Origin of the sequence: Enterococcus sp. AZ071, from assembly GCF_050499065.1 — a bacterium.
Lineage (GTDB): Bacteria > Bacillota > Bacilli > Lactobacillales > Enterococcaceae > Enterococcus_A > Enterococcus_A ferrettii.
In genome coordinates this window covers 23,940-49,601 of the sequence record NZ_JBIPAS010000003.1, presented here as the reverse complement: position 1 = coordinate 49,601, position 25,662 = coordinate 23,940, and the positions used below count along the sequence as shown (strand labels likewise).

Sequence of the window (25,662 nt, the reverse complement as noted above, 5' to 3'; positions counted from 1 at the left end):
GAGGAGCTCATAACTCATCAAGCAATTAAATTAGAAAAAAAAGATCGTTCACGACGTAGGTATACGGTCTACTCTCTTACCTACAAAGATGGATCAGAGTATCTTGTTTATGGGTCTTCCCAACGAACTGCCTGTAATATAGTAGGAAAATCAGAGAACAAGCTCTCTAGGGCAGTCATAATAAACAAAGAGTATCATAGTAGCTATTATTTGGAACGCGACACCGGAGCGCTCACTCCCCTTAGTTTATACTTATCGGAACGGTCACGAAATAAGAGCTACCTTATTGCAGAGAAACAACAAACAAAAATTAAGGCTTCTGGCGTTTGCTATAACGAGGCTCCAATCCAATTTTTCAAGTACTCTCCTGGTGCACTCAAACAGTTGGGCGTCTTTTGTGATCACTTACCTATCGTAAAAAACAAAAAATTCAAGTCTAATGGACGAGTTACTATTCAAACAAAACGTGGAGCGATCGGTTTAGGTTCCGGACAACTATTAATAAAAATAGGACAGGAGATATTTTTCACTATGGACAAAGAGGAGTTCGAACAAAATTTTGTTGTAGAAGAATCGCTGGTGTGGGCTGAAAAATAGTTCTATTCCAACCAAGATTGCTACCTGGGATTTGTTGAATCAGGGGTTCATCATGCAATCGTACAAAAAAGGACCATAGGATGATTCAAATAAAACACAAGAATGCTATTATACCAACATTCTTGTGTTTTTCTTCTAAAAAAATAGGAATAATTCCTATTATCAACTGTACAAAAAAAGACCATAGAATTTCTAAAGACGAACATTCTCAACTCTCCGTACGATTTAATGCACGTAGCTTCCCATTCTCAAGATCCTTATCATATTGAAAACTGTACTGGCCTACAAAGTTAATATGTTCAAATAATAATGGAGATAAAGATTCAATATCCTGATTTGTATAAGGTATCCCTTCTGCAGTTATTTGTGTCAAAACTTTTTCTAGATATAATGCATTCCAGTAAATAACGGCGTTGGTAACTAATCCTAAAGCAGAAAGTTGTTCTTCCATGCCTTCGTAATACGCTTGATACAGTTTCCCATTCTTCCCAAAATATATTTTTCTACATAGATTATGTCGAGATTCCCCTTTATTTAATTGATTAAGAATCGCTCTAGCATAGTTTTCATCACAATAGTAGCGAAGAAGGTGTTTTGTCTTGTAAATCTTCCCAACCTCTTCAAGTGCTTGCCCTAAACTTGTTGAATGATTTTCTCTACGTAGCGCCCGAATAAGCTCTGTTGCAGAAACAAGGCCTTCTTTTAATGAACCAATCACTTTTAAAATGTCTGCCCAATGTTTTTCGATTAGATCTACTCGAATTGTATTTTTAGAAAATGGATTTAATTCTTTATAATCAGCTTGTTTATTTGTCCGCCAGATCTTTGAATTTCCTGAATCTGCGATTCGAGGACTAAATTGATACCCTAATAATCCAAAAAGACCAAATACGAGATCGCTGTACCCAGCTGTATCTGTAGAGATTTGTTGTATGGACAGTTCGCTTGATTGCTCCAGCAATCCTTCTAAAATGTATAAAGAATCTCTTTCCGTCCCTGGAATAGCCATTCCCTGAAAGCCAATGTAGTGATCAGAAACAAAATTATAATAAGTAATGCCCTTATGTCCTTTACCGTAATACTTATTATTTGCTTTACTATAGATTGATTTTCTAGGCGTAACGTAGCGGATACCGTCTGCTGAAGCTACTGTTCCATCACCCCAATAGGCAGCCATATCTAATTGATTATACGAAGTGGTAATACAATTATTGGCAGCAATTAACGTTTCTAATCGTTCATAGTTTAGGCGGACATAAGAAAGTCGCCCTTGTTTTAAGCTTGCTACATTCTTTTTAGAAACTGAACCAATGCCAATATTCGTTGCTTCTGCAAGCAACACAGCCATCATACTAATATCTAAGTCAGTCATTCGGGTTTCGTTTTGACTAATATGATAAAAATATTGGGTAAGATCTAGTCTCTGATTAATTTCCATTAATAAATCCGCCAAATCAATCGCAGGCATCAACTCTTTTACTCGTTTTAAGAATCGTTTAAATTCTTTTGTTTCTCTCTTCTTTCGAATAGTAGAAACAACCAAGTGATCTTTCTCAATTCTAGCCATCGTATTTTTAGACCACTCTTGAAGCGTGTGATCGTAAGATAAATGAAGTTCGCTCGAAAGTTTCTGAATGGCTTTTTTGGGATTTTCAGATAAATTTAACTGCTTTAGTAGAGGATCTCTTCTGGATTTCCATGTGTCATCTGAGATAAGTTCTGCCATAGGATCTTTAAACGCTCTACTATAAGAGATATAGGCATTATGGTTTTTCAAAGAAGGAACTAGTAAGTCAATAATAACAATGCATAGCGCTCGATTGCACTCGTCAGGATTATTTTCAATAAAATGTTGCCACTTCTTTGGAACAAATTGCTTAACCGCTGAATAATCTTCGAAAGTAAACTTCTTTGGATGACGGTTACAAAGTAAATTCCATAGTGATTTTAGTTGATTACCTTGCTTCGTTTCAGCAAATTGTAAGGGTAAAAGTTCAATCATGTCTGTTAAAAAGCAGGTAAATATAGGATATTTATCAATCAATTCCTTTACAGCCACGGGTTCATAAGTACTTTTAGCAGTTTGTTCTATAAAATCTAATTGATCTTCTAAACTTTCTTCAGTTAATAGCTCTTTTAAGCGGTCTCTCGCTTGCTGATCCGTTAATGCTTCATTTTTCACAATTTCTTTCATTTCTGAAAAAGCTTCAGTTAAAGATAAGGTAGCAGAATCGTATTTTTTCAAGGATTGTTTCCTTTCAGAAAGCTCTTTGTTCTTCGCGTGTGTAAACTTTTCAGAATAGTAAACAATCAATGCTTGAAGCAATTCATCCAATGCTTTTACTCTATAGATAGCAACAAAAGCTACTAAATGGGCAATCTTTTGATTTCCTGTAAAGCGCTGAACGGATTGAGAAGTTGAAACTGCTGTGTATTCTGCCATTTTCTTTAACCTAGTGTGTGGAATGCCTGATAGATCCCAAGTTTCTGTTTGAAATGCATTTAGTTGTTTTAAACGTTGAAAACCTCGTTCAAGCTCTCTTTTACCTTCTGTAAGAGATTGCTTGAGGTGATCCATCTTGGTAATGGAAGAACCAAATTTATTTGCAGTAACAAGGACTAATAAATCTTCTAGTTGCTTGATTTTTTCCTTCGGAACAGCGGCTACCAACCGCATATAAATCTCTTCTTTTGCTTGATCAAGTGTTGACGCTACTAATCGTTCAAAAGACGTAATTTTTGGTAGCAAGATATGTTCTGTGAGTAACAAATGAAGAAATTGGTCAATTAAAACACTCTCTCGCTCACTAGTGACCACTGCACGTTCAAAAAGCCAAGCTAGCATTTTTTTCCGTGTTTCACCAGTAAGTTTACGGTAGTTAAACGTGTTCTGAATTTTTTGCTTATGATTTTTTATCGTTGTAGCACTTGTATAGTCATTAACGATATTGGGGTTAAGTTTTAGTTGGCTGGCAACATAGTGAACAACCGTAATCGGAATATCTTCTATTGAATCAAAAAATCCTCCTAAAAAGCGGACAGTTCCTAACTGTAAAGCAAAACCCAGTTTATTGCTATCCGTCCTAGCTTCATTGATTTGTTCCAGATCGATTTCTGAAAAATAAAAGTATTGATCTAATTGCACTATGGATAGCTCTCCTGCATATTGTCGATAAAAATTTCTTTGTTCTTCTTTTAAAACTGCTCTAGGCAATCGTTCACTTCCTTAATTATTCTAAAAAACTAGAGATTTTTAGAATAGTAATTTATTTTTGGGCTTCCGTATAACAGCAAGGTTTCTAAGTTCTAAAAACTCGTTAAAAAAAAGATTATACTATACCCTTGCAAAAAGAAGTCATTTTTTAGATAATAAAAAAATAAAGGAGGACGACTACCGATGATGATTGGCTACGCACGCGTATCAAAAGAAGAACAAAATTTAAATCGGCAAATCGATCAATTAACCGCCTATGGCGCTGAAAAAATAATTCAAGAAAAATATACAGGAACCCGAAGAGATAGGCCAGGGATTGATACACTTTTCAATATTTTACGACCAGGAGATTCTTTAGTGGTTGAAAGTATTTCTAGATTGGGGCGGAATACATTGGACATATTACTGTTAGTTCAGGAATTAACAATGAAAGAAGTGCAATTTATTTCATTAAAAGAAAACATGAATACCGCTACGCCTACAGGAAAGGCTATGCTTCAAATGATGAGTGTGATTTCAGAATTAGAGCGAAATTTATTAGCAGATCGTGTACGTGAAGGTATTGCGGCTAGCAAAAAACGGGGTGTTAAAATGGGCCGACCAAAAGTCACACAAGAAAAACTAGATGTCGCTATCCGCATGTATCAAAGTGGTGAGTATTCAGTAAAAGAAATTGCAGAAACCAACCAACTTTCTTTAGGGACTTTGTATAAAGAACTTAACCGAAGAAAACTTTCTAAGATAAAGAACAAAGCAAGCAAGTGATGGTATTTGCTTGCTTTTATAAATATTTTGTGCAATTAAAGTCGGATTTCGATAGTTTAAATAACTTATTCTTGATATATTTAGATTGGTTGAGTGACTAAAATTAGAAAGAACGAGGAGGAATCATATGAAAAAGAAACTATCCACATATTTGAGTTTGTTGGTAATGATAAGTTCATTCATTACGACACCGCTAACCGTTTTAGCGGAAACAACAAGCACTACTAATAGTACGCAGCAAACACAAGCTGACAGTACAAAACTTGAAGAATCGATCACAAAAGAAACGGAGGTAAGTAATGCTTCGCAAGTAGAAAGTCCGGTTAAAGAAACCACAGAGACCACGACAAATGATTCCTCTACTTTAGAGAGCACGCAAACAGATCGAAAACAAGCATCAGAAACTACTCAATCAACGGATCAACAAACCCGTGCGCCAAATCAAACTGGAAGTATAAAAAAGTCTACGTTAAAGATACTTGAAAATAGCTTAAGTGTAAAATCATCTATCAGTTATCCCCCCGGACAAAATTACATGACAGCCACTTCAGATTGGTTGAAAGTAACTATGAATTTAACATTACCACCTATGAAAACAGGAGAGACAATACAATTAACCGTAGCTAATTCAGAATGGGATTATTCTACAGAACCTTTTATTGTTGGGGATTATACAATAACACCTGATAGCAAAAAAGATGGAACTTTTAGCATAAAAGCAAATACAGATACTGGAACAGAATCTATAGTGGTAAACATTAACATTAGATACAAGGAAAATATTTCATCCTCTAAAGAAATAAAGGAAATACCAATATCTATTCAATATCAAAATCAAGTTAGTAATGATAGTAAGAGCGTCGAAGTTCATAGATTTGCAGATACTGTACCAAAAAACGAAATTATCAAGAAAGTAGCCTACGGAATAGATAAAAACGGAAATGCTTTATGGGGATTATTTCTTAATTACAATAATTTTAATTTAAGAGGAACAGATACTGCCCCTTTTATATTTAAAGATATTTCAAATAAGGGACAAAAAATAATCCCAGAATCAATTCTGGCATATAATGTATCGAATCCTAAAGTTGAAATTGACGGAGCATTAGAAAGAAATACATTACATGATGATTACAATTACAATTTGTCAAAATATTTAATGGATAACACAGAAAATGGAATTATTGACATTATGTCAACTTCCTCTAATCCCATTGGACTTGATGATATAACAAAATCCTTTTATATCTTTTTTGCAACAAAGCCAGATAAACAAATCGAATCTGGAGAAATCCTTTCGAATAAGGTTGATATTCAAATAGTAGGAGAAAACGGAGAGACACAAAAAGATGATAGTGAAGCTTCGGTCACTGTCCCCCCTAATAATAACGGAGATCAATTTATTAAGATATCGGGGACAAAAACCTGGAACGATGCCAACAATCAAGATGGCAAACGACCGGACAAAATTACCGTGAACCTCCTTGCAGATGGTGAACAAGTGGCGACAAAAGAAGTCACAGAAGCCGACGGCTGGAACTATGAATTTAAGGATCTACCAAAATTCAAAGACGGCAACGAAATTGTCTATACGGTGACTGAAAATCAAGTGGCGGATTACAATACTGAAGTTAAAGGATTTAATCTTACCAACCGCTATACACCCGGTAAAACAAGCGTCTCTGTGACGAAGAAATGGGAAGATGCCAATAACCAAGATGGCAAACGGCCAAACAGTATCCAAGTACAATTGTTAGCGGATGGCAAAAAACAAGGCGACGTAGTGGAACTAAACGCAGCCAACAACTGGACTACAACGTGGAATGACTTGCCGCAAAAAGCCAATGGGAAAGACATTGCCTACACCATTGAAGAAGTAAAAGTCCCTGGTTATACCACGACTGTGAACGATACGGATAAAGGAAATATTCTCTTAACCAACACTTACACACCAGAAACAACAGAAGTCAAAGGGACAAAAACTTGGAACGATGCCAACAATCAAGATGGCAAACGACCGGACAAAATTACCGTGAACCTCCTTGCAGATGGTGAACAAGTGGCGACAAAAGAAGTCACAGAAGCCGACGGCTGGAACTATAAATTTAAGGATCTACCAAAATTCAAAGACGGCAACGAAATTGTCTATACGGTGACTGAAAATCAAGTGGCGGATTACAATACTGAAGTTAAAGGATTTAATCTTACCAACCGCTATACACCCGGTAAAACAAGCGTCTCTGTGACGAAGAAATGGGAAGATGCCAATAACCAAGATGGCAAACGGCCAAACAGTATCCAAGTACAATTGTTAGCGGATGGCAAAAAACAAGGCGACGTAGTGGAACTAAACGCAGCCAACAACTGGACTACAACGTGGAATGACTTGACGCAAAAAGCCAATGGGAAAGACATTGCCTACACCATTGAAGAAGTAAAAGTCCCTGGTTATACCACGACTGTGAACGATACGGATAAAGGAAATATTCTCTTAACCAACACTTACACACCAGAAACAACAGAAGTCAAAGGGACAAAAACTTGGAACGATGCCAATAATCAAGATGGCAAACGACCGGACAAAATTACCGTGAACCTCCTTGCAGATGGTGAACAAGTGGCGACAAAAGAAGTCACAGAAGCCGACGGCTGGAACTATGAATTTAAGGATCTACCAAAATTCAAAGACGGACAAGAGATCGTTTATACGGTGACTGAAAATACTGTAAAAGATTATACAACTAAGATTAAGGGCTACAATATTACCAATACGTATAATCCAGGAAAAATTAGTGGGACTGTAACCAAGCGTTGGGAAGATGCTAATAATCAAGATGGACTTCGTCCAGACAGTATCAAGATTCAATTATATGCTAATGGAAAAAAACAAGGTCAGCCTGTTGAATTAACTGAAAAAGGACATTGGACCTATTCTTGGAAAGAATTAGACGCAACAGATAAAGATGGAAAAGGAATTCACTATTCAATCAAAGAAGTTGATGTCGTTAATGGCTATGCTGCAACAATCACAGGTGAAAACACAGGAAATCTGTTAATTACCAATACGCATACGCCAACAACTCCTAACAAACCAAAAACACCGACAAAATCTGAGACACCAAGCACACCTGGGAAACATTTACCGAAAACAGGAGAAATAAACGCCATTTGGTGGACTGTAGTAGGTGCACTGTTGATTAGTAGTATCGGTGGGTATCTTTATTTTAGAAAAAAAGTAGAACGTTAGAAGAAGCTAAACGTTAAATCAAAAACGAATGATTAACATTTAAATCATGTTGTTCGTTCGTTTTTCTATGGTCCTTTTTTGTACGGTTGCATGATGAACCCCAATCATAACTGGGTGAGAAATGGTATAATACAGACAGGACAGTAAAAGCGAATATGACGGTGGCTATCTTTTCTGAAACGAGGTGGTGCGTATGATCTTACGCAAAAAATCTGAAGAAAGGAGATGCCCTTTTGTCTGCTTACGAGACGGTCCAAGTGATTTTAGGTTTTGGTATGTTTACCATTGCTCTAATTAGCTTGGTTGTCGAGTTGCTAAAAAAAGACAAAAAAAAATAACCGTCGCTTTTTCGCTGAGGACGATTATTTTTAAGTAATTAACCGAAGCCGCCGTCTTAAACGGTGAAGCTGTCCCAAGGGAGGTTGTTAGTGCAACTTCCCTTTTCGTCTATATTATAGCATATTACCCGGTAATACGAAAACTTATTACCATATAAATTTTGGTATGATAAAAGACAAACTATCTTTTAGTGCCAGAAATTTTCAATATGCTATTAATTATATAAATATCGATAAAGTATACCAGTATACTGGTATACTATTTTTTTATCATTTCATATTGCATTTCGTACATGGATTTAAATGCTTCTTGCTGCCTAGTAGTTAATCTAGTACCAGTATAACTGTCAATCAATAGATCGATAATTTCGTTAACTGTAGCTTTAGGCATATTCTCTAATTCACCTAAAAAGGGTTTTAATGTGTTAATTTTCAAATTAACAGCAGGAGATACCTTCTGGGTCATAGTTGCTTTCAATCGTGGATCTTCTTCATTTATCATTAATTTCTTTTGTGGAGCAACCTTTTTTGTATTAGAGTCACCAGCAATCCGGCCAAAGTCCTTATTTCCTTTTATAGCAACCTGTTTTTCTTCTAGGGTTGTTTTAGCAGGGGTAGAGCTTTTTGAGTTATCAATTAAGGGAGTAAATTTTTTTGTCATAATTTTACCCTCTTTCTAAATAGTCTTCGTGCTCATTTAATTCATTCAAAACGTCTATGAAGACTTGATGTGCTTTTAAATCCCAACCATCAGGCTTTCCAGTGTATGAATAATTTATTTTTATTCCTTCAACATCATATACCTTGAGCCGTTCTTGGTATTTAACTATGGTATCTATTACATTGCCACCATAAAGTTCATGTGCTTGATTCAATACCTTGTTGTCCACACGTCCTCCAGGTCTGAGCATACATGGAATAATTCCTAGGACTTGAAGGCTGTTCGAATAATTATCTGCTAAATATTGCATATAAGCAATGTATGTTTGTGCTCCATCTAATGATAATTCTTGTGTTTGTAAGACGATGATGCAATAGTCTGCTGCTAACATAGCATTGTCGCTATAATCTGAAATTGTTGGTGGAACATCAATATATATGGAATCATAATCAGCTTTAAGAGGTTCAATCAACTTGTTTAAATAAGTGATTTGACTACTTTCATCATCAGGAAAATTTTGAATAAGAATTTTAGACAAATTCCTAAATGCGGTATTTGAAGCAATTAAGTCTAAATTATTAATGATTGGTGTAATCTGACTGGACAAATCCCCTTGTAAAAAACCATCAGTGACATTTTTTGAAATATCCTCTACGTTCCCGGTTTTTGCAAGAATAGTTGTGGCATTGCCTTGCGGATCTAAATCGATAACTAGTGTTTTCTTGTTGAATTGGGTAGCATTTTCATAAGCCAACATAGTAACAGTCTTGGTCTTCCCTACACCACCTTTGAAATTTCCGACAACATAAACTTTACCCATACTATATCCTCCGTATACTCTTATTAAGTTAGCAATAGTATACCACGGTGAAGTATCAAGAGCAAGCAAATAGAAAACTTTATTTCAAAAGTATACTAGTATACTTTTGAAATAAAGAACATAGATCTTATAAGTATACTAGTATACCAGTATACTTATATACTAGTATACTAGTATATTTTCAAATTTTGTCTTAATCTCACGGGAGTAGTACAAGTTAAATGTGGATGTAGTATACTGGTATACTTTACAAAAAGTATACCAGTATACTTTTGTGGTATACCAGTATACTGGTATACTTATACACTGGTATACTGGTGATAAAGTTGATTGTATTTTTTCATTTACAAAAGTCTGCTGATAATATACTTTGAAGATAGTAAAAAAAAAACAGTCATTAATTCAACTTCGACCCTGAATTAATGGCTGCTCATGCTTTTGGAAAATCCAATTTATTGATTACATAATATCAAAAAAGCGCTAAAAACTCAATTGTTTTAGGCTTATTTGAGTATGAGAATGAATCAATAAAACAAATGCATGACTTTTTAGTCATGCATTTTTAATTTGAGAATAGTAGGTGATTATATGTACCAGGCAAACGATATGGTAACAATGGTTTTGAATGATGGTTTGAGAATTTACAAGTATAAGAATAGCAAGATTAAGCCAGCTGGTACTGCTGAGGAGAACAAAGGGGCTGTTTTTGGTTACCGGTCTAAGGAGCATATGATTCAAGGGAGAGGCATGGTCATTACTTCTGAAGAAGCAGCAATAGAGAATGGGGATCAACTTACTCATTGGACACCAAACGTGTATAGATTTGGAACATATGCTGATAAAAGCCGCCAGTTTACAAAAGGGCATAGTGAAGAAAATCTGCGTCAAATCAATACTTTTGTTGTTGATATTGACGTTACCGGTGAAAAATTTAGTCATGGTGAGATTGTACTTGCAGCGTTTGATCGTATTGGTTTGTTACCAACGTTGATTGTAGATACACCTGGAGGATACCAGGCTTATTTTGCTTTAGAAAAAGCTGTCTATGTTACTAAGAAAAGTAACTTCAAAGTGATCAATGTGGCAAAGCGGATCTCCGAGAATATTCGCAAAGAACTTGCTAAAGAATTACCAGGAGTGGACCTGGGTTGCAATCATTTTGGTATTGCGCGAATTCCACGTAGCGACAACGTTCTTTTCTTTGAGGAATCTTACCGGTATTCTTTCCAAGAGTGGATCTCTTGGTCTATGAAAAAATCTGGAGATAAGCCAGGAGTGGTGATCCCGTTCCCAACTGCTAAAAAAAATGAGATACGTCAGGTTGATGAAAAGTGGTTTGATTTGCTGCTGCATTCTGAAAAATTAAAAGGATCAAAAGGCTTATTGGGTCGAAACAATGCTGTTTTTACCCTTTCTTTAGCATACTATTCTTCAGGATATGATAAAGCCACATGTGAGTACAACATGATCATGCTGAATGAACGCTTCAGCAATCCTTTGAGAGAATCAGAGATCCTGCGAGTCGTGAAAAGCGCCTACTCAGGAGAGTACCAGGCAGCTTCAAAAGATTTTGTCCGGGAGATTTGCCATGCTTGGGTTTCACCAAATTTGACAGATGATCAGCTATTTAGTAACAAAGCCGGTTGGTGGAAATTCAAAAAGGATCGAAAGGATCGAGTGAAAAGTCACTCAAAAGAATGGCAGCAAGATATTCTCCATTACCTAAACGAACAAAGTTATACCTATAAGCCATTTGTTTACTCTACAAAGAAAGAGATTCGTGAAGAAATTGGCGTGCCGGAGAGAAGTTTTGATGCTGCACTGAAAAAGCTGAAAGAGAGTAACCAGGTGTTTTATCGAGTTACGCGCGGCCGCGGCGGCGGAATCATGATAGCTTCAGTTAAAGCGTTGATGCGAACAATCATCTTAACCAAAAAAGAAGTCCGCGAGGCTTATTTTCAAGCGATTAGGGAAGCTTTTAGTGTGGCCGGTACATTAGTTCAAGAGATTTTTGAACAGCTATTACCGATGGGAAATGGATACACTCAAATTGAATTGCTGAAGGCGGCTCCTGGCTGAAAATAAAACCCGCAAACTGCCTATACAATATATCTATGATACTGCTTTGTCTTTCCGTGGTGTTGTGAATACTAAGTAATTTGGCAGTCCTTTGATTGCATTCGCGATATTTATAAGGCGTTTGTTGCTGTCCGCTCTTATCCTTTATTCTTTTTAGTTTCTTTATTGTTGATTGATAGTGGTTGCTGCATTAGCAGCTTCTTGGGTTTTTGGATTAAATGAAATTAGCTTATTTTAGCTGGGCCTTAGCCCAATGTTGATTCTATATTTCATCTTTGAACGCTTTAGCGAACATACGTTTGCATTCGGTTAAAAATCTGTTATAATTTTATGTGAGATTAAGACGTTAATTTCATTTTGAGTTAATCGCCATGGCTAGTTCCCCAGCAAGAGATGACTTATTTTGCCAGTAAGATGCTAATTTGTTTAGTGAAATCTCTATCCAGTATTGATAAAAAAGATTGCTAAAATAAATAACGATAGTTTTGGTTGGTTAAATACTTTTGTTTTTGGGAATAATTGTTTAAACATTCTAAAAATGATTAGTGAGAGGAGACTGGATATTTTATAAAAAAACAAAAAAATGAGATGTAAGGTTTGAAGAACGGTGAGGAGTGAAGTTTGAGCAGTTTGTTTCTCAGAGGAATCACAGAAATATTGCTTGACTTATCAGCAATAAAAGGATTAGACTGAAAGCGAATTGATTCTTGCTCCTCAAGCAAGATACCAAAGTGTTTGAAAAAAATAACCAAAGGCTCAGCTGATCTCAGGAGTTTCTCAGGCTCCGTCATAGACCAGCTGTAGGCAGTAAGTATAGGCCTTACTGCGTTAACCTTCGGGTCATGGATTTCTCCAGACATTCGTCATTATATCAAAATTGGATCGGTATTGTTAGGATTTTCATCGAAAAAGGGGAATAATTTTTCTCGAAATTCCTAATAGTGTCAGTCAAATTAATATAATGATCAAGCGGAACTTGGGGAAATGATACACATGATCTGATAAAGGGAAACGTAGTGTAGACTGCGTTTCCCTTTTTTTGTTGTTTTTCGGGCAGGAATCAATTCTTTAAGTTTTTTGTTTATTCACGTCGCATATAAACGAGTAAAGGAGTGAAAGTATGTCGAAAGGTATTGTTGTAAAGGTAACCGACCTAGAGAAAAAACGATGTAGGGTCCAGTGTTTCAATAAACACACATGGAATATTCGCCAGGGTGTGGCGTATAGAGTAGTTCCTACAGGGAACATGGGAGAAGAAGTTGAGCTCTATGAAGTACCAGTTAGTAAGATCTTTAACCAAATAAAATTTGTTTGGTTTAGAGGGGACTTGGTAGCCTGCTGGAACGGTGAAGTAGTTGTAACGACGGGTGATAATAATTTTGTGAAAATTAGAAGCAAAAATAGCGACAAAATCCAATCCGAATTGAATAAGCAGGCTTTCAGAGATGCAGTACACTATGAAAGCCGTAAAAAGATGTTGGATCAAGCGAGAAAGATCTATTCTAAACTGGACAGGCAAGAGTTCCAATGTTGGGTTTTTGGTATTCGAGATTTTTGGTATACGAAGAAAGATACTTAAATGCCAGGGTTAACTTAATTTCACTTCAAAATAAAAAAGGGAGAGTGAGACGATGATTATAAAAATTGTGATTTTCTTTGTTGGTTTTTATATTGGAGCAGCGATCATGTCGGTTCTGGCTATGGGGAAAATATCAGAACTTTATCGGCGCCTAGAAAAATGAGCGTACGAGCTTAAACACCTTTTGTTTGCTAGGCTTTCAAAACAGGAACTAGCAAAGATTTTCTAACACAAAGAATCTGGATTTATACTCGCTGTGGTTGTTGATAACGAACACGACAGACAGTATATACTCGGAGGATAATTGAATATAAAACTAGCTAGACTTACTCCAAGCTAATCATCAGCAGCTACTAAAGGGCTTGGAGGAATACCTGCAATCAGCAAAATGTTGAATAGGTGTGCTGCTACTATCAGAGGGAGAATTGCCAAGATCTGTAAGAGTTTTACAGGGAGCGATTAACCATACTCAAAGGTTATCTTGTGAAAATAACCTTGTTTCTCAAAGTTTGGACGTGAATGGATGCTTAAACGTCTGAGGTTACTGTTAACTCAGTGATTATCACATTGTCTATGCAAAGCTAGTAAACAAAAGGTGTTTAGGAGTATGTACCATTTCATTGAGTTAGTGGATGATTTTAAATACAAGGAGAAAAAATGCCAGAAGAAAAAAAGGTAACGATTCAATTGTTGGTCGTGTTGTTGGTAGCAAGTATTGTCATGTTAATTGTCTCATGGATCAATCAGGTCGGCATCGGGATTTGTATCCTGTGTATCTTTTTGAACCTGGCTGGTATGGTCCTAATTACTTTCGATCGAGAGGAGGAATCCAACGTTGAAAAAGTTAGAACCACTCACACTAGACGATCTGACCCTAAATAAGTATTGCAGATTGCAAGGAAAAGGGTACACCATCCAAGAGATCTATCAAGCTTTATTAGAAGGATCGAAAAACGAAAAAAAGTCTGTCATAAAAGCAGAATTTCTATACTGGCGGAAAGCCCATGGTTTTTCGTCAGCAAAGAAAAGATAAATAGGATTCAAAAAAAGAATGGAGGCAACCGATGCAAGAGAAAAAAACAATCACACTTCCAATTGGGAAGACAGTTAATCCGGTTTTTGATGGGCAAAACAACCTGTCTTTTCTGAAAGTCTCTCCCAATATGACGGCCTCGTTGATCGATAATAACGTAGTGGATGATCAATCGATTTTAGAAGTAAAAGAAGTGATCTTGTTATCTAAATTTCGGATGAAAACAATCATTCCGATTCAGTCTGTACGAATAATCTCGAGTGGTACGTACTGTCTATATGTGAAAAATGGTGTGAAAATTAATCGAGGTAGAATTGTTCAGCCACGAGGCAGGCAAAAAAGAGGCGGATAAGTGAACTGGTCTTTTGTTGGTGGGCCCATTTCCACTAACTCAGCAATGGAGGAAACAGTCCACAAATGGGCTTTAGAAGGTCTTTTTAAAGGAGATGAATGGTCTTGTCAGAAAGACTACTGACGTACAAGAATGATGTTCGAGAAAATTTGATAGGTTATGAGGACGAGAAAAATCTTATCATGAATCCCTCAGCCCAGTTGGAATGGAGCCTAATAGCTAAGTTTGAAAAAAAGAAAGGTATTAAGATTGAAAATTTAACTGACGATAACGAATTTTTTTGTTGGAAACAGAAAGAACTCGAAAAAAGAACGATCCCTGTTTATAAGAAGATAATTGCTTTTTTACTCAGAAAGTAAGCTAGCGGAGGAAATCGAATAGATTTTATGTCCGCACATGACCGAAAGAACGGAATAAGAAAGAGGATGACAAATGAAAAAAGAAGAGTTCTTAGAAAAAATTGATAAAGCAATTACTAATGGTTGGGGGATCAAAGTATATGTGAATATGCCAGATTTACCCAAACCAGAAATCATCTGCAACCCACCTGAAAATATAAAAGGCAAGCGGGATTATTATGACAAGGCCTATGACGATGATATGAAGTTAAAAACGCTTGACCAAATAAACATTATTGATCTTCAGTTTTTGAATTTGAAGTGAGGCGAAATCTTATGAAGTACTGCAACTATGAAAGAGATTTTGTGGATGAAGGTACAACTCCTAAATGGGATGTAACTACTGATTGCGGTTGGAAATTCAGACTTACCCGAGACAATAGATGGTGGCGTTTGTATCTTAGAACACTTGAACCTCATCCGACAGGAACGTTATTAGGTGTCAAATGTCCTAAGTGTGGTAAAGAGGTTAATTTCTTCGATCCAACCTCTGAAACGTCCTGGCGGATTTTACCGCCAAATAAAAAATGAAATGCGAGGAAGAATAATGATCAATCAAAAAATAATTCAAACATTACTTGAAATGGCAAAAGCTGAACCCACTGATAATAGAATTGATGTGAACGATGATAGAAACCCAATGTGGGTCGACGGATATGTGGAAGGTGTAAAGCAGTCAATCAATACAATTTACTCGGTAGAAAAAAGTATCAATACATCTGGGGCAAACCTTGATTTATTGAAAGAAGCTGCTAAGGAACTGCAGGCTATAAAAAACGGCAAGGGAATTAACAAACAGATGGATAAGATGACCGCTTTTAGAGCTTTACATGAGTTAAACGTCCTTATTGAAAAATTGGAAGCAGGCAATTAACCAAGGATAGAAGGGAGAAAAGTATGAGTCTAATTTACAACAATGGTAAACCGATTGGGCGATGTGATTCTTTTTCTATCGAAGAAGTACAAGGAACCAGTGATTTTATAAAGCTGAGAAATTTCAGCTTTCTGAATAGCAATCTAACAGAAAATCAGGATATTTTGCTTAATTGGATGTTAGATGAAACAAAAGAAGTTCGAGAGTACGGCTTTCATCCGACTGGCATTATCAATGAGTTAGCAGCTGGGAGGTCGTGGGTTCCACGTCAATTAGTTGAGCTTTGGAAATGTATGGAAGAGTACAAAAGGCAAGAAGTGCTATTGCGATTCCTGGCAATAAAAAATGATTATGCAGTTAACTAACCACCAGGATAGTGGAATAGTAAGAAGATAAAAAAGATAGCACTAAAATCGCACTATCTCTTAGAAGTTATTTTATTTTTCTGCCAAATTATTTCCAGTAGAATTCTCATCACTAATAAAAAGACTACAAAACAAATTATAATTAATTGAGGACGGATGTTGATTCTTATAACAAAAGTAACTGAAAGTAAAATTAGTGAGCAGCAGCCAACAACTAGCCAAGTTTTTCCAAGAAAGCTATTGGAAAATTTGAGGTACTCTTCTTTCTTTTCTTTGCGAAAGAGAATAGTAAAATCACGCCAAGGAACATTAGGTGTAAGTATTGAAAGACTACCAAAAAAACCGAGAGCACAAAAAGCAACAAGTAGAAACTGTACTTGGCTCATTCTAAATCACCTCAATCTTTTTTTATTAATTATATCATTATCAAAAAAATTTAAAAAGGGAATGCAGTAGTAAGAGATTGAAACAAGTCAGTTAACTCAGCAAATGGAAGAATTAACGGAATTAGGAGGGCAGAGATGATTACGATTAATTTAACTGAGAAAGAGGCTAATTATTTAGTGGCACTATTGAAGAACGATACTGCTAAGAGCCAATCAGTTATGAAAAAGGAGCCTGCATTGAAGGGGTTCTTCTCGGAGAATAATTCATTAAATGGGACTATTTGTAGAAAAATCACTAATAGCCGTAAAAAATCCAATGAAGCAGAATGCAATTGACAAGATGTGAAATATTAAAACGAATCAACAAGTGCAGGAAATTCGATAGTCAGTTAACGACCGATTGTATGCAAAGGAGAGGCATTACCGTGAATAACTCTCCTTATCTTAAGTATTAACTAATCTTCGATTGATTGATCAAGTACAAGTTGAATGTCATTTTTCATTCCGGGGTGTCTTTTGTATTCAGATTCAAGTCCTAATTTGACTAATTCCTGTATGGCTCTAGATCTTGATGAATATTTTTTTACTTGTTTGTAGGCGTCAATTTCTTTAGTAAGATCTTTTGGAGTTGTAATAGGTACACGGTCAGTTTTATTTCGATTAATAGACATAGTAAACCCTCCTTTATGAACATTATAAAGTGACGTCACTTTACTTGCAATAGCTTTCTAAATATGTTACATTACTTTTGTGAAGTGGCGCCACTTTTTCGTTTTGACTAAAGATCCATGTGGATCAGTAGGAAAGAAATCAGAATCGACCTAAATATGGTCATAACGCAGAAGGATTATTTTTTTGGTTAAGGTATAATGTACGTATGATTGTTTTAAAGGTAATTAAAAATCCAAGGAGGAAAATTAAAATGAAAAAGGTAAATTTATTGAAAGCAGCATTAATAGTTGGTTTAGGATTAGGAGCATTTGCAGCAGGGAGTGAAGCTGCTGATGCAGCAACCTTGTACCGTGCATACAATCCGAACACTGGGGAACATCTATATACAGCAAATGGGAACGAAATTCCATTTGTGGTTAATGCAGGTTGGAGAGCTGAAGGAAATGCCTGGGAAGTGCCTGCCAAAGGGACTCCAGTCTACCGAGTATTTAACCCAAATAACGGGGGAGATCATCATTATACTTTGAATAAAAATGAAGTCACTAACCTGACCAATCAAGGCTGGCGAGATGAAGGAATTGCATGGCAATCAGGCGGTTCCACACCAGTTCACAGACTGTATAATCCCAATGCTAAGACCGGAACACATCACTTTACAACTGATGTGAACGAAAAAAATAACTTAGTGAGTGCTGGCTGGAGATACGAAGGTGTTGCAATGTATAGTGGAGGAGATCAGGGTACAACGAATCCTACTAATCCAACAAAGCCTGTTGAGCCTAAGTTAGTTTGGACAGTTTGGTTTGATGTTGCACATTCAGAAGATGCTAAATATGGGATTAAGGAAGGTTCAAAAATATTCAACACGGAAAGTGAAGCTAAAGCTTGGATTGATGATTATGCTAGAAAAGTATTGATCGAAAATAGCGTGTCTTCACCAAGTTATGGTTACAGACAAATTTTCAAATAAAATAGTTAAAATTCAGACTTCACAATAAAATTGTGGAGTCTTTTTTATATAAATTGAAAGGTGGGATAAAATGAAATTAAATAGTTCATAGAACAGATTCTACTAATGATGTTGGCTAATCGAATTCGATTAGCTATTTTTTTTGGAAGGAGAACGAGATAATGAAAAAATCTTTCTTAGGATTTTTTAGCATCATCTTAGCTATAATCCTTTTTCTTTGTGGTCAGAGTGTTGTTCATGCCACTGAAGATAAAGACCAGGATATTAAGTTAAGAACTACGAGACAGACAGTAACAGGTAGAGTTTTTTACGATACTGACAATTTATATACTATGAGAGGTACAAAAAGTGGGGTTGCTTGGTCAGATGTAACAGCTTCATTGGCTGTTCAGTATCCAGATGGTCATAACGAAATGGTTTTTTGTGTAGCTCCAGGAGTTCCATTGACAGGTGGTCAGTGGACCGATGGGTATGAGGGAATAGAATCATCTGCGGTAGATAGAGACGCATTGATTGCCGCTTGTATTTGGCAAAATGTTTTTCCAAATAAGACACAACACGAAGAGATTGCTACAAGAGCGGTGGTTTGGAGTTATTTGAAAGCATATGATCTCAACATTACATCAATTGATCAAATTCCAGAATTTCCTCAGCTGAAGCAAACACTGATGAATGCAGTTGAAGATTATAAAAAAGCTCCTAGTTTTGACAAAAGTACAGTTCAATTGGAATATGGAAAAACGAAAACACTAAATAGTGGAGGAGTAGATTTAAGAGCCTATGATAATGTTGTGTCCAACGATTCCAATGTTAGATTTGAAATTGCTCCTGATGGATTATCGGTTAATGTTACTCCAACAGATCCGACCAAGGTAACAGGTACTTATGCTGCCTTGAAAAGTTTTGCTAATGGAACACCAATAATTTGGACAAAAGAAAATTCTCAAACAGTTGTTACTCCTAGAATTTCCGATCCAGCAAGCTATTCGGTCAAATGGGATATTAAAACCACTGGGGACATTGAAATCGGCAAAGTAGACAAAGACTCGAATGCCTATTTGCCAGATACAAAATTTAAAGCGGAATTCAGTGGAGAAAATGCACCAGCTGCTAAAACAGTCACTACCGGCAGTAACGGAAAAGTTAAAGTTATAGATATTCCAAATGGTGTGAAATACAAAATAACTGAAATCGGTGTTCCAAAACCCTATGTCTTGGGTTCGGCTATCGGCGAAAGCGATACTTACGAAGGTGTTGTGAAAGCAGGGGGGACGGCCATCGTGACAGCACGAAACGTCAAAGCTACCGGGCAGATCGTGATTGAAAAAACAGGTGTTGAAAGTGGAAAAGACCCTTGGAACAGTAACTATTCTCGTGCTGGGAATGTGTTTGAGATCCGCGAAAAAGATAAAGACGGCAAGGTAGTAGAAACGATCACTTCAAATGACCAAGGGATTGCGACTTCTAGCAACAAGCTGCCTTTAGGAACCTATTATGTCTCCGAAAAGACTGCTGCTAACGGGTTTGTGAACACCTTTAAACCAGTGACCGTAAAAATTGAATATAAAGATCAAAAGACACCGGTTGTTGTAGTGAATGACAAGGGAACAAACCAAGAAGTGACCGGATCCTCTATCTTAACTAAAGAAGATGAAGAAACCAAGAAGGACACACAAGGCCGGGCTTCGTTTGAAGGTGCTGAGTACGGTTTGTTCTATAAAGATGGTAAACCTGTGAAATGGACGGATCGGGTAAAACCTGAGTTGACAAACGGCACGAAAGTAAAAATGGACGATGATTCTGTTGTTATTCGTATTGACGATAAAGATCAGACCGCTGGAGTGAAGCACTTAGCACTAAATGGCTATTATTGGCTAGAAACGAAAGCGCCCGAAGGGTACCAACTTGATTCAACAAAACGTGAATTTGAACTGAAGTACAAAGATCAAGACACGAAAGTTGTTTCCGACGACGTGACTTCCCAAGAAAAGGTCATTAAATTGTCAATCGACGGCTTTAAGTACCTGCAATCAAAATCCGGAAAAGTGAATTCTGGCTACAACGGGATCAAGTTTGCTCTGACACCGATTGATCCAACAAAAGGTGAACCTGTAGAAGTTGAAACACAAACAGATGCGAACGGTTATGATGGCTATTGGGCGTTCAAAGAGTTTCCTTATGGCGATTATCGTATTTCTGAAGTAGCCGCACCAGATGGCTACAAGAAAATGACAGACCTGATCTTAAAATCTACGTTCGATACAGAAAAACGTGAATACAATGTGACAATTACAGAAGAAGGACAAAAGGAACCAATCAAAACGCTGACTGTTGAAGAAAGTAAGATCAATGAAGGATCTAACCATATTTCTCTAGGCAAGTTAATGATTACCAACGATTTGGTTAAAGCGCCTCAGATTTCCACTAAAGCAAGTGTAGATGGGAAACAAACATTTGTGCCAGGAAAAGAAACACCGATGAAAGATACGATCAGCCTTTCTGATCTGAATAAAGGCGGAAATTATCGCCTAAGACGAATCAAACTGTGGAGAATCCAAAATGATGACAAAGAAAACGCAACAGTTGTCTATGAAGCAGACGAAGATTTTGTCGCTGAAAAAGAAACCATGGAAAAAGTCGTTGAAACTATCGTAGATACGTCAAACGATGATGAAAATACGAGGTATGTTTGGACAGAAGCACTCGACGAATTGGATAAAGAGGGCAATGGGAAAGAAGCGGCAGATCACAACGATTTAGACAACAAAGAACAAACAGTGACGCCAGAAATTCCTAATGTGCCTGAAGAGGAACCAAAAATTGAAACGTTGTTTACTACGCTGAATGGTGATCAGGAAATAGACGCGACAAAGGATCAAAAGCTTGCGGACAAAGTAAGTCAAGAATTTCCTGAATCACAAATTGGTCAGAAAAAGTATTGGATTCACAAATTGCACAAGGTCCAAGATACAAAAGCTACGACAAGCAGCGATGCAGCTGCCACAAAAGACCCTAAGTCTGAAGTGTTAGAAACCATTAAAGACACACGAGAAGTCAAGAATGGAAAAGAGGAATTCACGGTAGACTTCCAATACTATGCGAAGAAATACAATTTGAAAAAGGGCGAAAAACTGGTTGTAACGCATGAAGTGTTTAATGATGAAAAGCATACAGACAAATACACCGAGCACTTCGATTTAAATAATGAGAAACAAACCATCCGCCCTGAGAAAGTAGAAGAAAAACCAGTGACTCCAGCTGTAAAAGAAACACCAAAGGAAACTCCAAAAGAGACTCCACAAGAAAAAACAATGCCTCAAACGAGTCAAAGTAATAAGAAATCTGTCTTGCCAATCTTCTTAGCAAGTGTTGGTGTGATTGCTACGGGTGTGATTGTTTATGATGTTAAATTCCAAAAGAGTCGTTGATGGCTTATGGTAGTAAAAAAAATTACAGTCAAAAAAAGAAAATATCTTAGTAAAGGAGCAATGATCGCTATTGCTCTTTTATTTATTCTGTCAGCGGGCGCTTATACAAGTTATCGTCATTTTCTGGCACGAGATTTGAAACAGGAAAAAGTGCATGCTGCGGAAGTAAAAAGGAACGCTTCGTTGAATGAAAAAACTTCTCCAAAATTGATTACTTATGATCTAAACGATGTTGTAGAAGTAAGCGCTGATGATGTGGTAGCCGCCAATTTTAGGAATGCTAGAGGTACCAGCAAGAAAATTCTAACTGGAGGAATGTACATGCCAGATACAAACATCCATTTAGGCATCTTTAAGGGGTTTTACGGCGATAACCAATATTTAGGTGCATGTACCTACTATGATGCTGAGAACAGCAGCGAGAGACAATTAGGCAAAGGAAATTATGTTTTAGTTGGTCACAATATGGCAAGTAGAACATCTTTATTTGCTCCATTGAAAAACTCGAAAATTGGCAGTTATGTTTATTTAACTGATTATCAAGAAGTATTCACTTTTCGAGTAACCAGTAATGATGTGTTCAATGATACAAGGACGGACTTGTTAGAAGATATTCCTGACGACGAAACACCGATTTGTACCCTAGTAACTTGCTACGGCGGTGCTGGTACTAAGAGACGTCGAATCGTGAAGGGTGAGTTGATAGAACAAAAAACTCTTTCTAATAGTCCAGCTCATGTTAAAGAAGCTTTTCAAGTGAATTAAATCAATGAAAAAAGAATAATATCCCCCCTACTTTAAAAAGGATTGTTGAACATATTTCCAGTAGCAATTAATAGGGGAATAAAGATGGAGGAATATATGGCAAAGAAAAGATTGACAGATATAGAAGCAGCAACAAAAAGAATTCTTGAAAAAAAGGGCATCCATAATTTAGAAGAATGGCAAAAGCAAAAATTGAATGAGCGAAAAATGTTAGTGCTTCAAGGTGACGATAAGGAATGGGAAAAAAGCGTTTTAGATCAAGAAATGATGAAAGTTGTTTTAGGCAGCTTAAAACAAGGGGGCAATTAATATGTTGGAAAAATTATTATGGAAAGCAAATTTTTGGGTTGTCGGTAGTGTTGGCGACAATCTAGCAAAGTCATTTAATGATGTAGTAAAAGAAACAAAAAAAGTAGCACCACCATTAATGGTTCTTTGTATCGTTGCTGCTGGTTTTCTTTTTATGAGTGGTAGAAAGGGAGCGGATACGGCTAAACCTTGGCTGCTGTATATTTTTGGAGGTGGGGCGCTAATTTTTGGTGCTTTAACGATTGCCTCATGGATTCAGACAACAACGACATTTTAGGATTAGGGATTCTTCTTAGAATCCCTTTTAAACTGGTAATTTTTGAAAGTTCGTTTTTTTCTTAAAAAATGCGTGGATATTCTTCCTTCAGCTGGAAAATATTTAAGTAAATCCGAACGAATATCCGCCCTGGCATGAATCCTGATGGTGATTATTCTGAACAATATTGAGGGGTGTACAAATGAACACAAATGAAATTTATACAATACGCTTCGATAGATTGAACAAAGAAGCGAAAAAATTAAAGAAGTTGTCGCTAAAAAAAGAAATGAACCTTTCTTCTGCTGATATAGCTTTGCAAGATTTATTAGCCAGCTGTGCAGAAAATGGCGTTAGTGTAGTGACTCTTTCTATGTCGTTAGTCGGTAAGGAATTCGGTAAAAATTTCGTTTTTGAGGACATAGAGATAGATACTGATGATCCTTCAAGTCTCGATAGTGTGCTTGTAGATGATATTTATCAAACACTTGCATCTGTGAGCAGTGAAGAAGCGCAAGAACTTGAAGTATTGAGTGATACGCTTCTTGAACAATTTCAAGACGAAAGAGAAAATCCTTCTAAGTATAACTTTAGCAAAGACAATAAAATGACTAAATTCAAATCAGCTTTGCTATCTAAAGGTCCAAAAGGGTTTCCAAAATTAAGCCCATCATCTTTAAAAAATAATGGACAGCAAAAGGAAGCAACCGCGCCAAGTGACACGCATCAAAAGGAAAATGATACAAAGGAAAAGATTCCACTAGATGTCTTAACGAACACAAAAGAGTCTGAAAAGTCTCTAGGTTCACTTTCAGAAGAATCAGCACCTATTGAATATGATGATATTCCAGAAATTTTGACGGCGAATAATCCTGAAACTAGCCAAGAAGTAGATGCTGCAACTCCTACTTTAGAAGTAAATCCTATTAACAATATTCAGACTGAACCTGCTTTTATAGATATTAATGACTATCTTAATATCGAAAATTCAGAAAAAGTAATACAAAACTATATAGATTTGCTGGAACAAAAAGAGAAGAGAACCAAAGAAATATTTTGCGATCTCTTAGGATTTGTTGATCAAGAAAGTAGATTAGGGCAGAAGAAAAAAGCGCTAATATCTGAAGCTATTGATCCGAAATTTTATCAAAAAGTGAAGACTGATTTTGAGTCTAATGTTTTAGAATTGAAAGAAGCAACATCTGATACTCTTGAAAGTGTCTTTTTTGAAAGTGATTTGAGTGAGGATAACTTCGAAAAAAAGATCGAAGAATTTCAACAGAGTCTAGAGCAACAGCAAAAGGCGAAAATATCAGAAAGTATCGCTCAATTAGAAAAAGCAGAAAAAGACAAATTTGAAGTTGAAAAAGAAAATTTAGTTACCGAACAAGAGGAAGAAATCGCACAGCTGAAAAAGAGACATAAGAAAGATATGGATATCTTCATTAAGAAGCGATTTGCAGAAATTAACGAAATTGTCTGTGACTTTGAAAAGGCGAGGGATCTTCAATTTCAATCAGAATTCGTGGTAGCTGTTAGAGAAAAAGAAGTATCACTAAAACGCTCCGCTACCGAGTCTATTTTACTGACGAAAAAAGAGATTTTAGACCGGATGACAAAAGCTATTCAAGAATTGAAAGTGACTGCTGAAACATCCGAGACAGCCTACTTAGCTGAGTTGCAGAATACTTTAAATGAAAATGAACAGAAGCTTAAAGACGAAGTTCAAAGAGATTTAGAGAACCAGCAGCGAGAAGCTGAATTGAAGTTGATCGAAGAACAAAACAAATTGAAAGAAAGAGAGATATCTTTAAGTGAAACAAACTTTAAAGATAAGGAAATCAAATCAGCGCATGTTGAAAAATCTTATGATGATTTGTTATTAGCCCAATCAACTTTATCTCAACAATCATTAGAAATTCAACGTGAACAAATGAAAAGTATTATGGAAATGTTGAATCAGCAAACAAACAATGTGCCCGCTGTACAACAAAATGTAGAAGCTCCAGCATTGATCAAATCATGGTCGCTTTCGAAGGTTCTTCCATTCGTAGCTTTGTTCACTTTAGCAGGTGGTTCGGTTGCTTATGGTGTTTCTCAGCATATTTCCAATAAGAACATGCAATCTGATCTTGCAGCGACTAATCAAGTTCTGTCAGAAAGCAAAAAGGCTCTTGAACAGTTCATGACAGGCGATTCTTCAAACAGCGAAATAGAGAATAAGAGCTATGATTCACTCATGCGTGAAGGAAAGTACCTCGAAGCTGCAAAAGAATTTCCGTCAAAAGTGAATGAAATCGAACAAGCAATATTTGCAGACAAAGACTTAGAAGCTCTTAAGAAGTTCAACCGTTCTTTTTCTTCTGATAGTGGTTCTTTAGATGAGAATTTATTGAAAGATGATGTAGATAGTGTTGTGGCAAGTTTTGAAAACGACAAAGATTACTTCAAAAATCTTAGCACGGATCGTAAAGAAGCCGTTGCTCTGTGTTTATATCAACGTGGTAAAGATAAGGAAGCGAATAGTCTATTGGGGAAGTAGCAGAGAGAAAAG

At 36.5% G+C, this 25,662-nt stretch carries 25 protein-coding genes; 20 read left to right on the top strand and 5 right to left on the bottom strand.

The window, feature by feature from the left end; all coding sequences use genetic code 11:
* Positions 1-597 (top strand): hypothetical protein (locus IGI49_RS24940; RefSeq protein WP_429969611.1); only part of this gene is annotated, 597 nt, incomplete at its 5' end.
* A 208-nt stretch (positions 598-805) separates the two neighbouring features.
* Here IGI49_RS24940 and IGI49_RS24935 read toward each other — a convergent pair.
* Positions 806-3,811 (bottom strand): Tn3 family transposase, encoded by a 3,006-nt coding sequence (locus tag IGI49_RS24935; RefSeq protein WP_429966098.1) that lies wholly within the window; start codon positions 3,809-3,811, stop codon positions 806-808.
* Positions 3,812-3,994: 183 nt separating this feature from the next.
* Between IGI49_RS24935 and IGI49_RS24930 the strand changes: the two genes are divergently transcribed.
* From IGI49_RS24930 to IGI49_RS24920, 3 genes are all read left to right on the top strand, one after another.
* Entirely contained in the window at positions 3,995-4,576 is a 582-nt protein-coding gene (locus tag IGI49_RS24930) for a recombinase family protein (RefSeq protein WP_429966099.1), read from the top strand.
* A 127-nt stretch (positions 4,577-4,703) separates the two neighbouring features.
* Positions 4,704-7,823 carry a Cna B-type domain-containing protein gene (locus IGI49_RS24925; RefSeq protein WP_429966100.1) on the top strand — a complete coding sequence of 1,040 codons (3,120 nt, stop codon included), beginning with the start codon at positions 4,704-4,706 and terminating at the stop codon, positions 7,821-7,823.
* A gap of 212 nt (positions 7,824-8,035) precedes the next feature.
* Entirely contained in the window at positions 8,036-8,161 is a 126-nt protein-coding gene (locus IGI49_RS24920; protein WP_429966152.1) for a putative holin-like toxin, read from the top strand.
* A 259-nt stretch (positions 8,162-8,420) separates the two neighbouring features.
* Here IGI49_RS24920 and IGI49_RS24915 read toward each other — a convergent pair whose 3' ends face one another.
* Positions 8,421-8,822 carry a hypothetical protein gene (locus IGI49_RS24915; protein WP_429966101.1) on the bottom strand — a complete coding sequence of 134 codons (402 nt, stop codon included), beginning with the start codon at positions 8,820-8,822 and terminating at the stop codon, positions 8,421-8,423.
* A 4-nt stretch (positions 8,823-8,826) separates the two neighbouring features.
* Complete coding sequence (locus tag IGI49_RS24910) at positions 8,827-9,642, bottom strand: AAA family ATPase (RefSeq protein ID WP_429966102.1); 816 nt, start codon at positions 9,640-9,642, stop codon at positions 8,827-8,829.
* Between the two features lie 588 nt (positions 9,643-10,230).
* On the opposite strand from IGI49_RS24910, the gene IGI49_RS24905 reads away from it, so the two are divergent.
* The 9 genes from IGI49_RS24905 to IGI49_RS24865 all read left to right on the top strand — a co-directional run bounded on the left by IGI49_RS24905 (position 10,231) and on the right by IGI49_RS24865 (position 16,322).
* Positions 10,231-11,721 carry a primase C-terminal domain-containing protein gene (locus IGI49_RS24905; protein ID WP_429966103.1) on the top strand — a complete coding sequence of 497 codons (1,491 nt, stop codon included), beginning with the start codon at positions 10,231-10,233 and terminating at the stop codon, positions 11,719-11,721.
* Between the two features lie 1,120 nt (positions 11,722-12,841).
* Positions 12,842-13,300, top strand: coding sequence for a hypothetical protein (locus IGI49_RS24900; protein ID WP_429966104.1), 459 nt, complete (start codon positions 12,842-12,844; stop codon positions 13,298-13,300).
* A 657-nt stretch (positions 13,301-13,957) separates the two neighbouring features.
* Positions 13,958-14,182 (top strand): hypothetical protein, encoded by a 225-nt coding sequence (locus IGI49_RS24895; RefSeq protein ID WP_429966105.1) that lies wholly within the window; start codon positions 13,958-13,960, stop codon positions 14,180-14,182.
* Between the two features lie 182 nt (positions 14,183-14,364).
* A complete protein-coding gene (locus IGI49_RS24890) occupies positions 14,365-14,685 on the top strand; it encodes a hypothetical protein (RefSeq protein ID WP_429966106.1) in 321 nt (106 codons plus the stop codon).
* Positions 14,686-14,789: 104 nt separating this feature from the next.
* On the top strand, positions 14,790-15,044 hold the full coding sequence (locus IGI49_RS24885) for a hypothetical protein (RefSeq protein ID WP_429966107.1): 255 nt from the start codon (positions 14,790-14,792) through the stop codon (positions 15,042-15,044).
* Between the two features lie 73 nt (positions 15,045-15,117).
* The gene (locus IGI49_RS24880; RefSeq protein ID WP_429966108.1) at positions 15,118-15,348 is read left to right on the top strand and encodes a hypothetical protein; all 231 of its coding nucleotides are present in this window, start codon (positions 15,118-15,120) and stop codon (positions 15,346-15,348) included.
* Between the two features lie 11 nt (positions 15,349-15,359).
* Positions 15,360-15,614 (top strand): hypothetical protein, encoded by a 255-nt coding sequence (locus IGI49_RS24875; RefSeq protein ID WP_429966109.1) that lies wholly within the window; start codon positions 15,360-15,362, stop codon positions 15,612-15,614.
* A gap of 16 nt (positions 15,615-15,630) precedes the next feature.
* A complete protein-coding gene (locus IGI49_RS24870) occupies positions 15,631-15,957 on the top strand; it encodes a hypothetical protein (protein WP_429966110.1) in 327 nt (108 codons plus the stop codon).
* Between the two features lie 23 nt (positions 15,958-15,980).
* On the top strand, positions 15,981-16,322 hold the full coding sequence (locus IGI49_RS24865; protein ID WP_429966112.1) for a hypothetical protein: 342 nt from the start codon (positions 15,981-15,983) through the stop codon (positions 16,320-16,322).
* Between the two features lie 53 nt (positions 16,323-16,375).
* Here the strand turns inward: IGI49_RS24865 and IGI49_RS24860 are convergent, their stop codons facing one another.
* Positions 16,376-16,708 carry a hypothetical protein gene (locus tag IGI49_RS24860; protein ID WP_429966113.1) on the bottom strand — a complete coding sequence of 111 codons (333 nt, stop codon included), beginning with the start codon at positions 16,706-16,708 and terminating at the stop codon, positions 16,376-16,378.
* Positions 16,709-16,843: 135 nt separating this feature from the next.
* Here IGI49_RS24860 and IGI49_RS24855 point away from each other — a divergent pair, with 135 nt between their 5' ends.
* Positions 16,844-17,044 (top strand): hypothetical protein, encoded by a 201-nt coding sequence (locus tag IGI49_RS24855; RefSeq protein ID WP_429966114.1) that lies wholly within the window; start codon positions 16,844-16,846, stop codon positions 17,042-17,044.
* A 119-nt stretch (positions 17,045-17,163) separates the two neighbouring features.
* Here IGI49_RS24855 and IGI49_RS24850 read toward each other — a convergent pair whose 3' ends face one another.
* A complete protein-coding gene (locus IGI49_RS24850) occupies positions 17,164-17,379 on the bottom strand; it encodes a CopG family ribbon-helix-helix protein (RefSeq protein ID WP_429966115.1) in 216 nt (71 codons plus the stop codon).
* A gap of 251 nt (positions 17,380-17,630) precedes the next feature.
* On the opposite strand from IGI49_RS24850, the gene IGI49_RS24845 reads away from it, so the two are divergent.
* From IGI49_RS24845 to IGI49_RS24820, 6 genes are all read left to right on the top strand, one after another.
* Positions 17,631-18,350 (top strand): hypothetical protein, encoded by a 720-nt coding sequence (locus IGI49_RS24845; protein WP_429966116.1) that lies wholly within the window; start codon positions 17,631-17,633, stop codon positions 18,348-18,350.
* A gap of 161 nt (positions 18,351-18,511) precedes the next feature.
* Positions 18,512-21,778: a SpaA isopeptide-forming pilin-related protein gene (locus tag IGI49_RS24840; protein ID WP_429966117.1), complete on the top strand. Its 3,267-nt coding sequence runs from the start codon at positions 18,512-18,514 to the stop codon at positions 21,776-21,778.
* Positions 21,779-21,784: 6 nt separating this feature from the next.
* Entirely contained in the window at positions 21,785-22,543 is a 759-nt protein-coding gene (locus tag IGI49_RS24835; protein ID WP_429966118.1) for a class A sortase, read from the top strand.
* A 96-nt stretch (positions 22,544-22,639) separates the two neighbouring features.
* A complete protein-coding gene (locus tag IGI49_RS24830) occupies positions 22,640-22,852 on the top strand; it encodes a DUF5415 family protein (protein WP_429966119.1) in 213 nt (70 codons plus the stop codon).
* A gap of 1 nt (position 22,853) precedes the next feature.
* Positions 22,854-23,129 carry a TrbC/VirB2 family protein gene (locus IGI49_RS24825; RefSeq protein WP_429966120.1) on the top strand — a complete coding sequence of 92 codons (276 nt, stop codon included), beginning with the start codon at positions 22,854-22,856 and terminating at the stop codon, positions 23,127-23,129.
* Between the two features lie 181 nt (positions 23,130-23,310).
* Positions 23,311-25,650 (top strand): hypothetical protein, encoded by a 2,340-nt coding sequence (locus tag IGI49_RS24820; protein WP_429966121.1) that lies wholly within the window; start codon positions 23,311-23,313, stop codon positions 25,648-25,650.
* Positions 25,651-25,662: the final 12 nt, after the last annotated feature.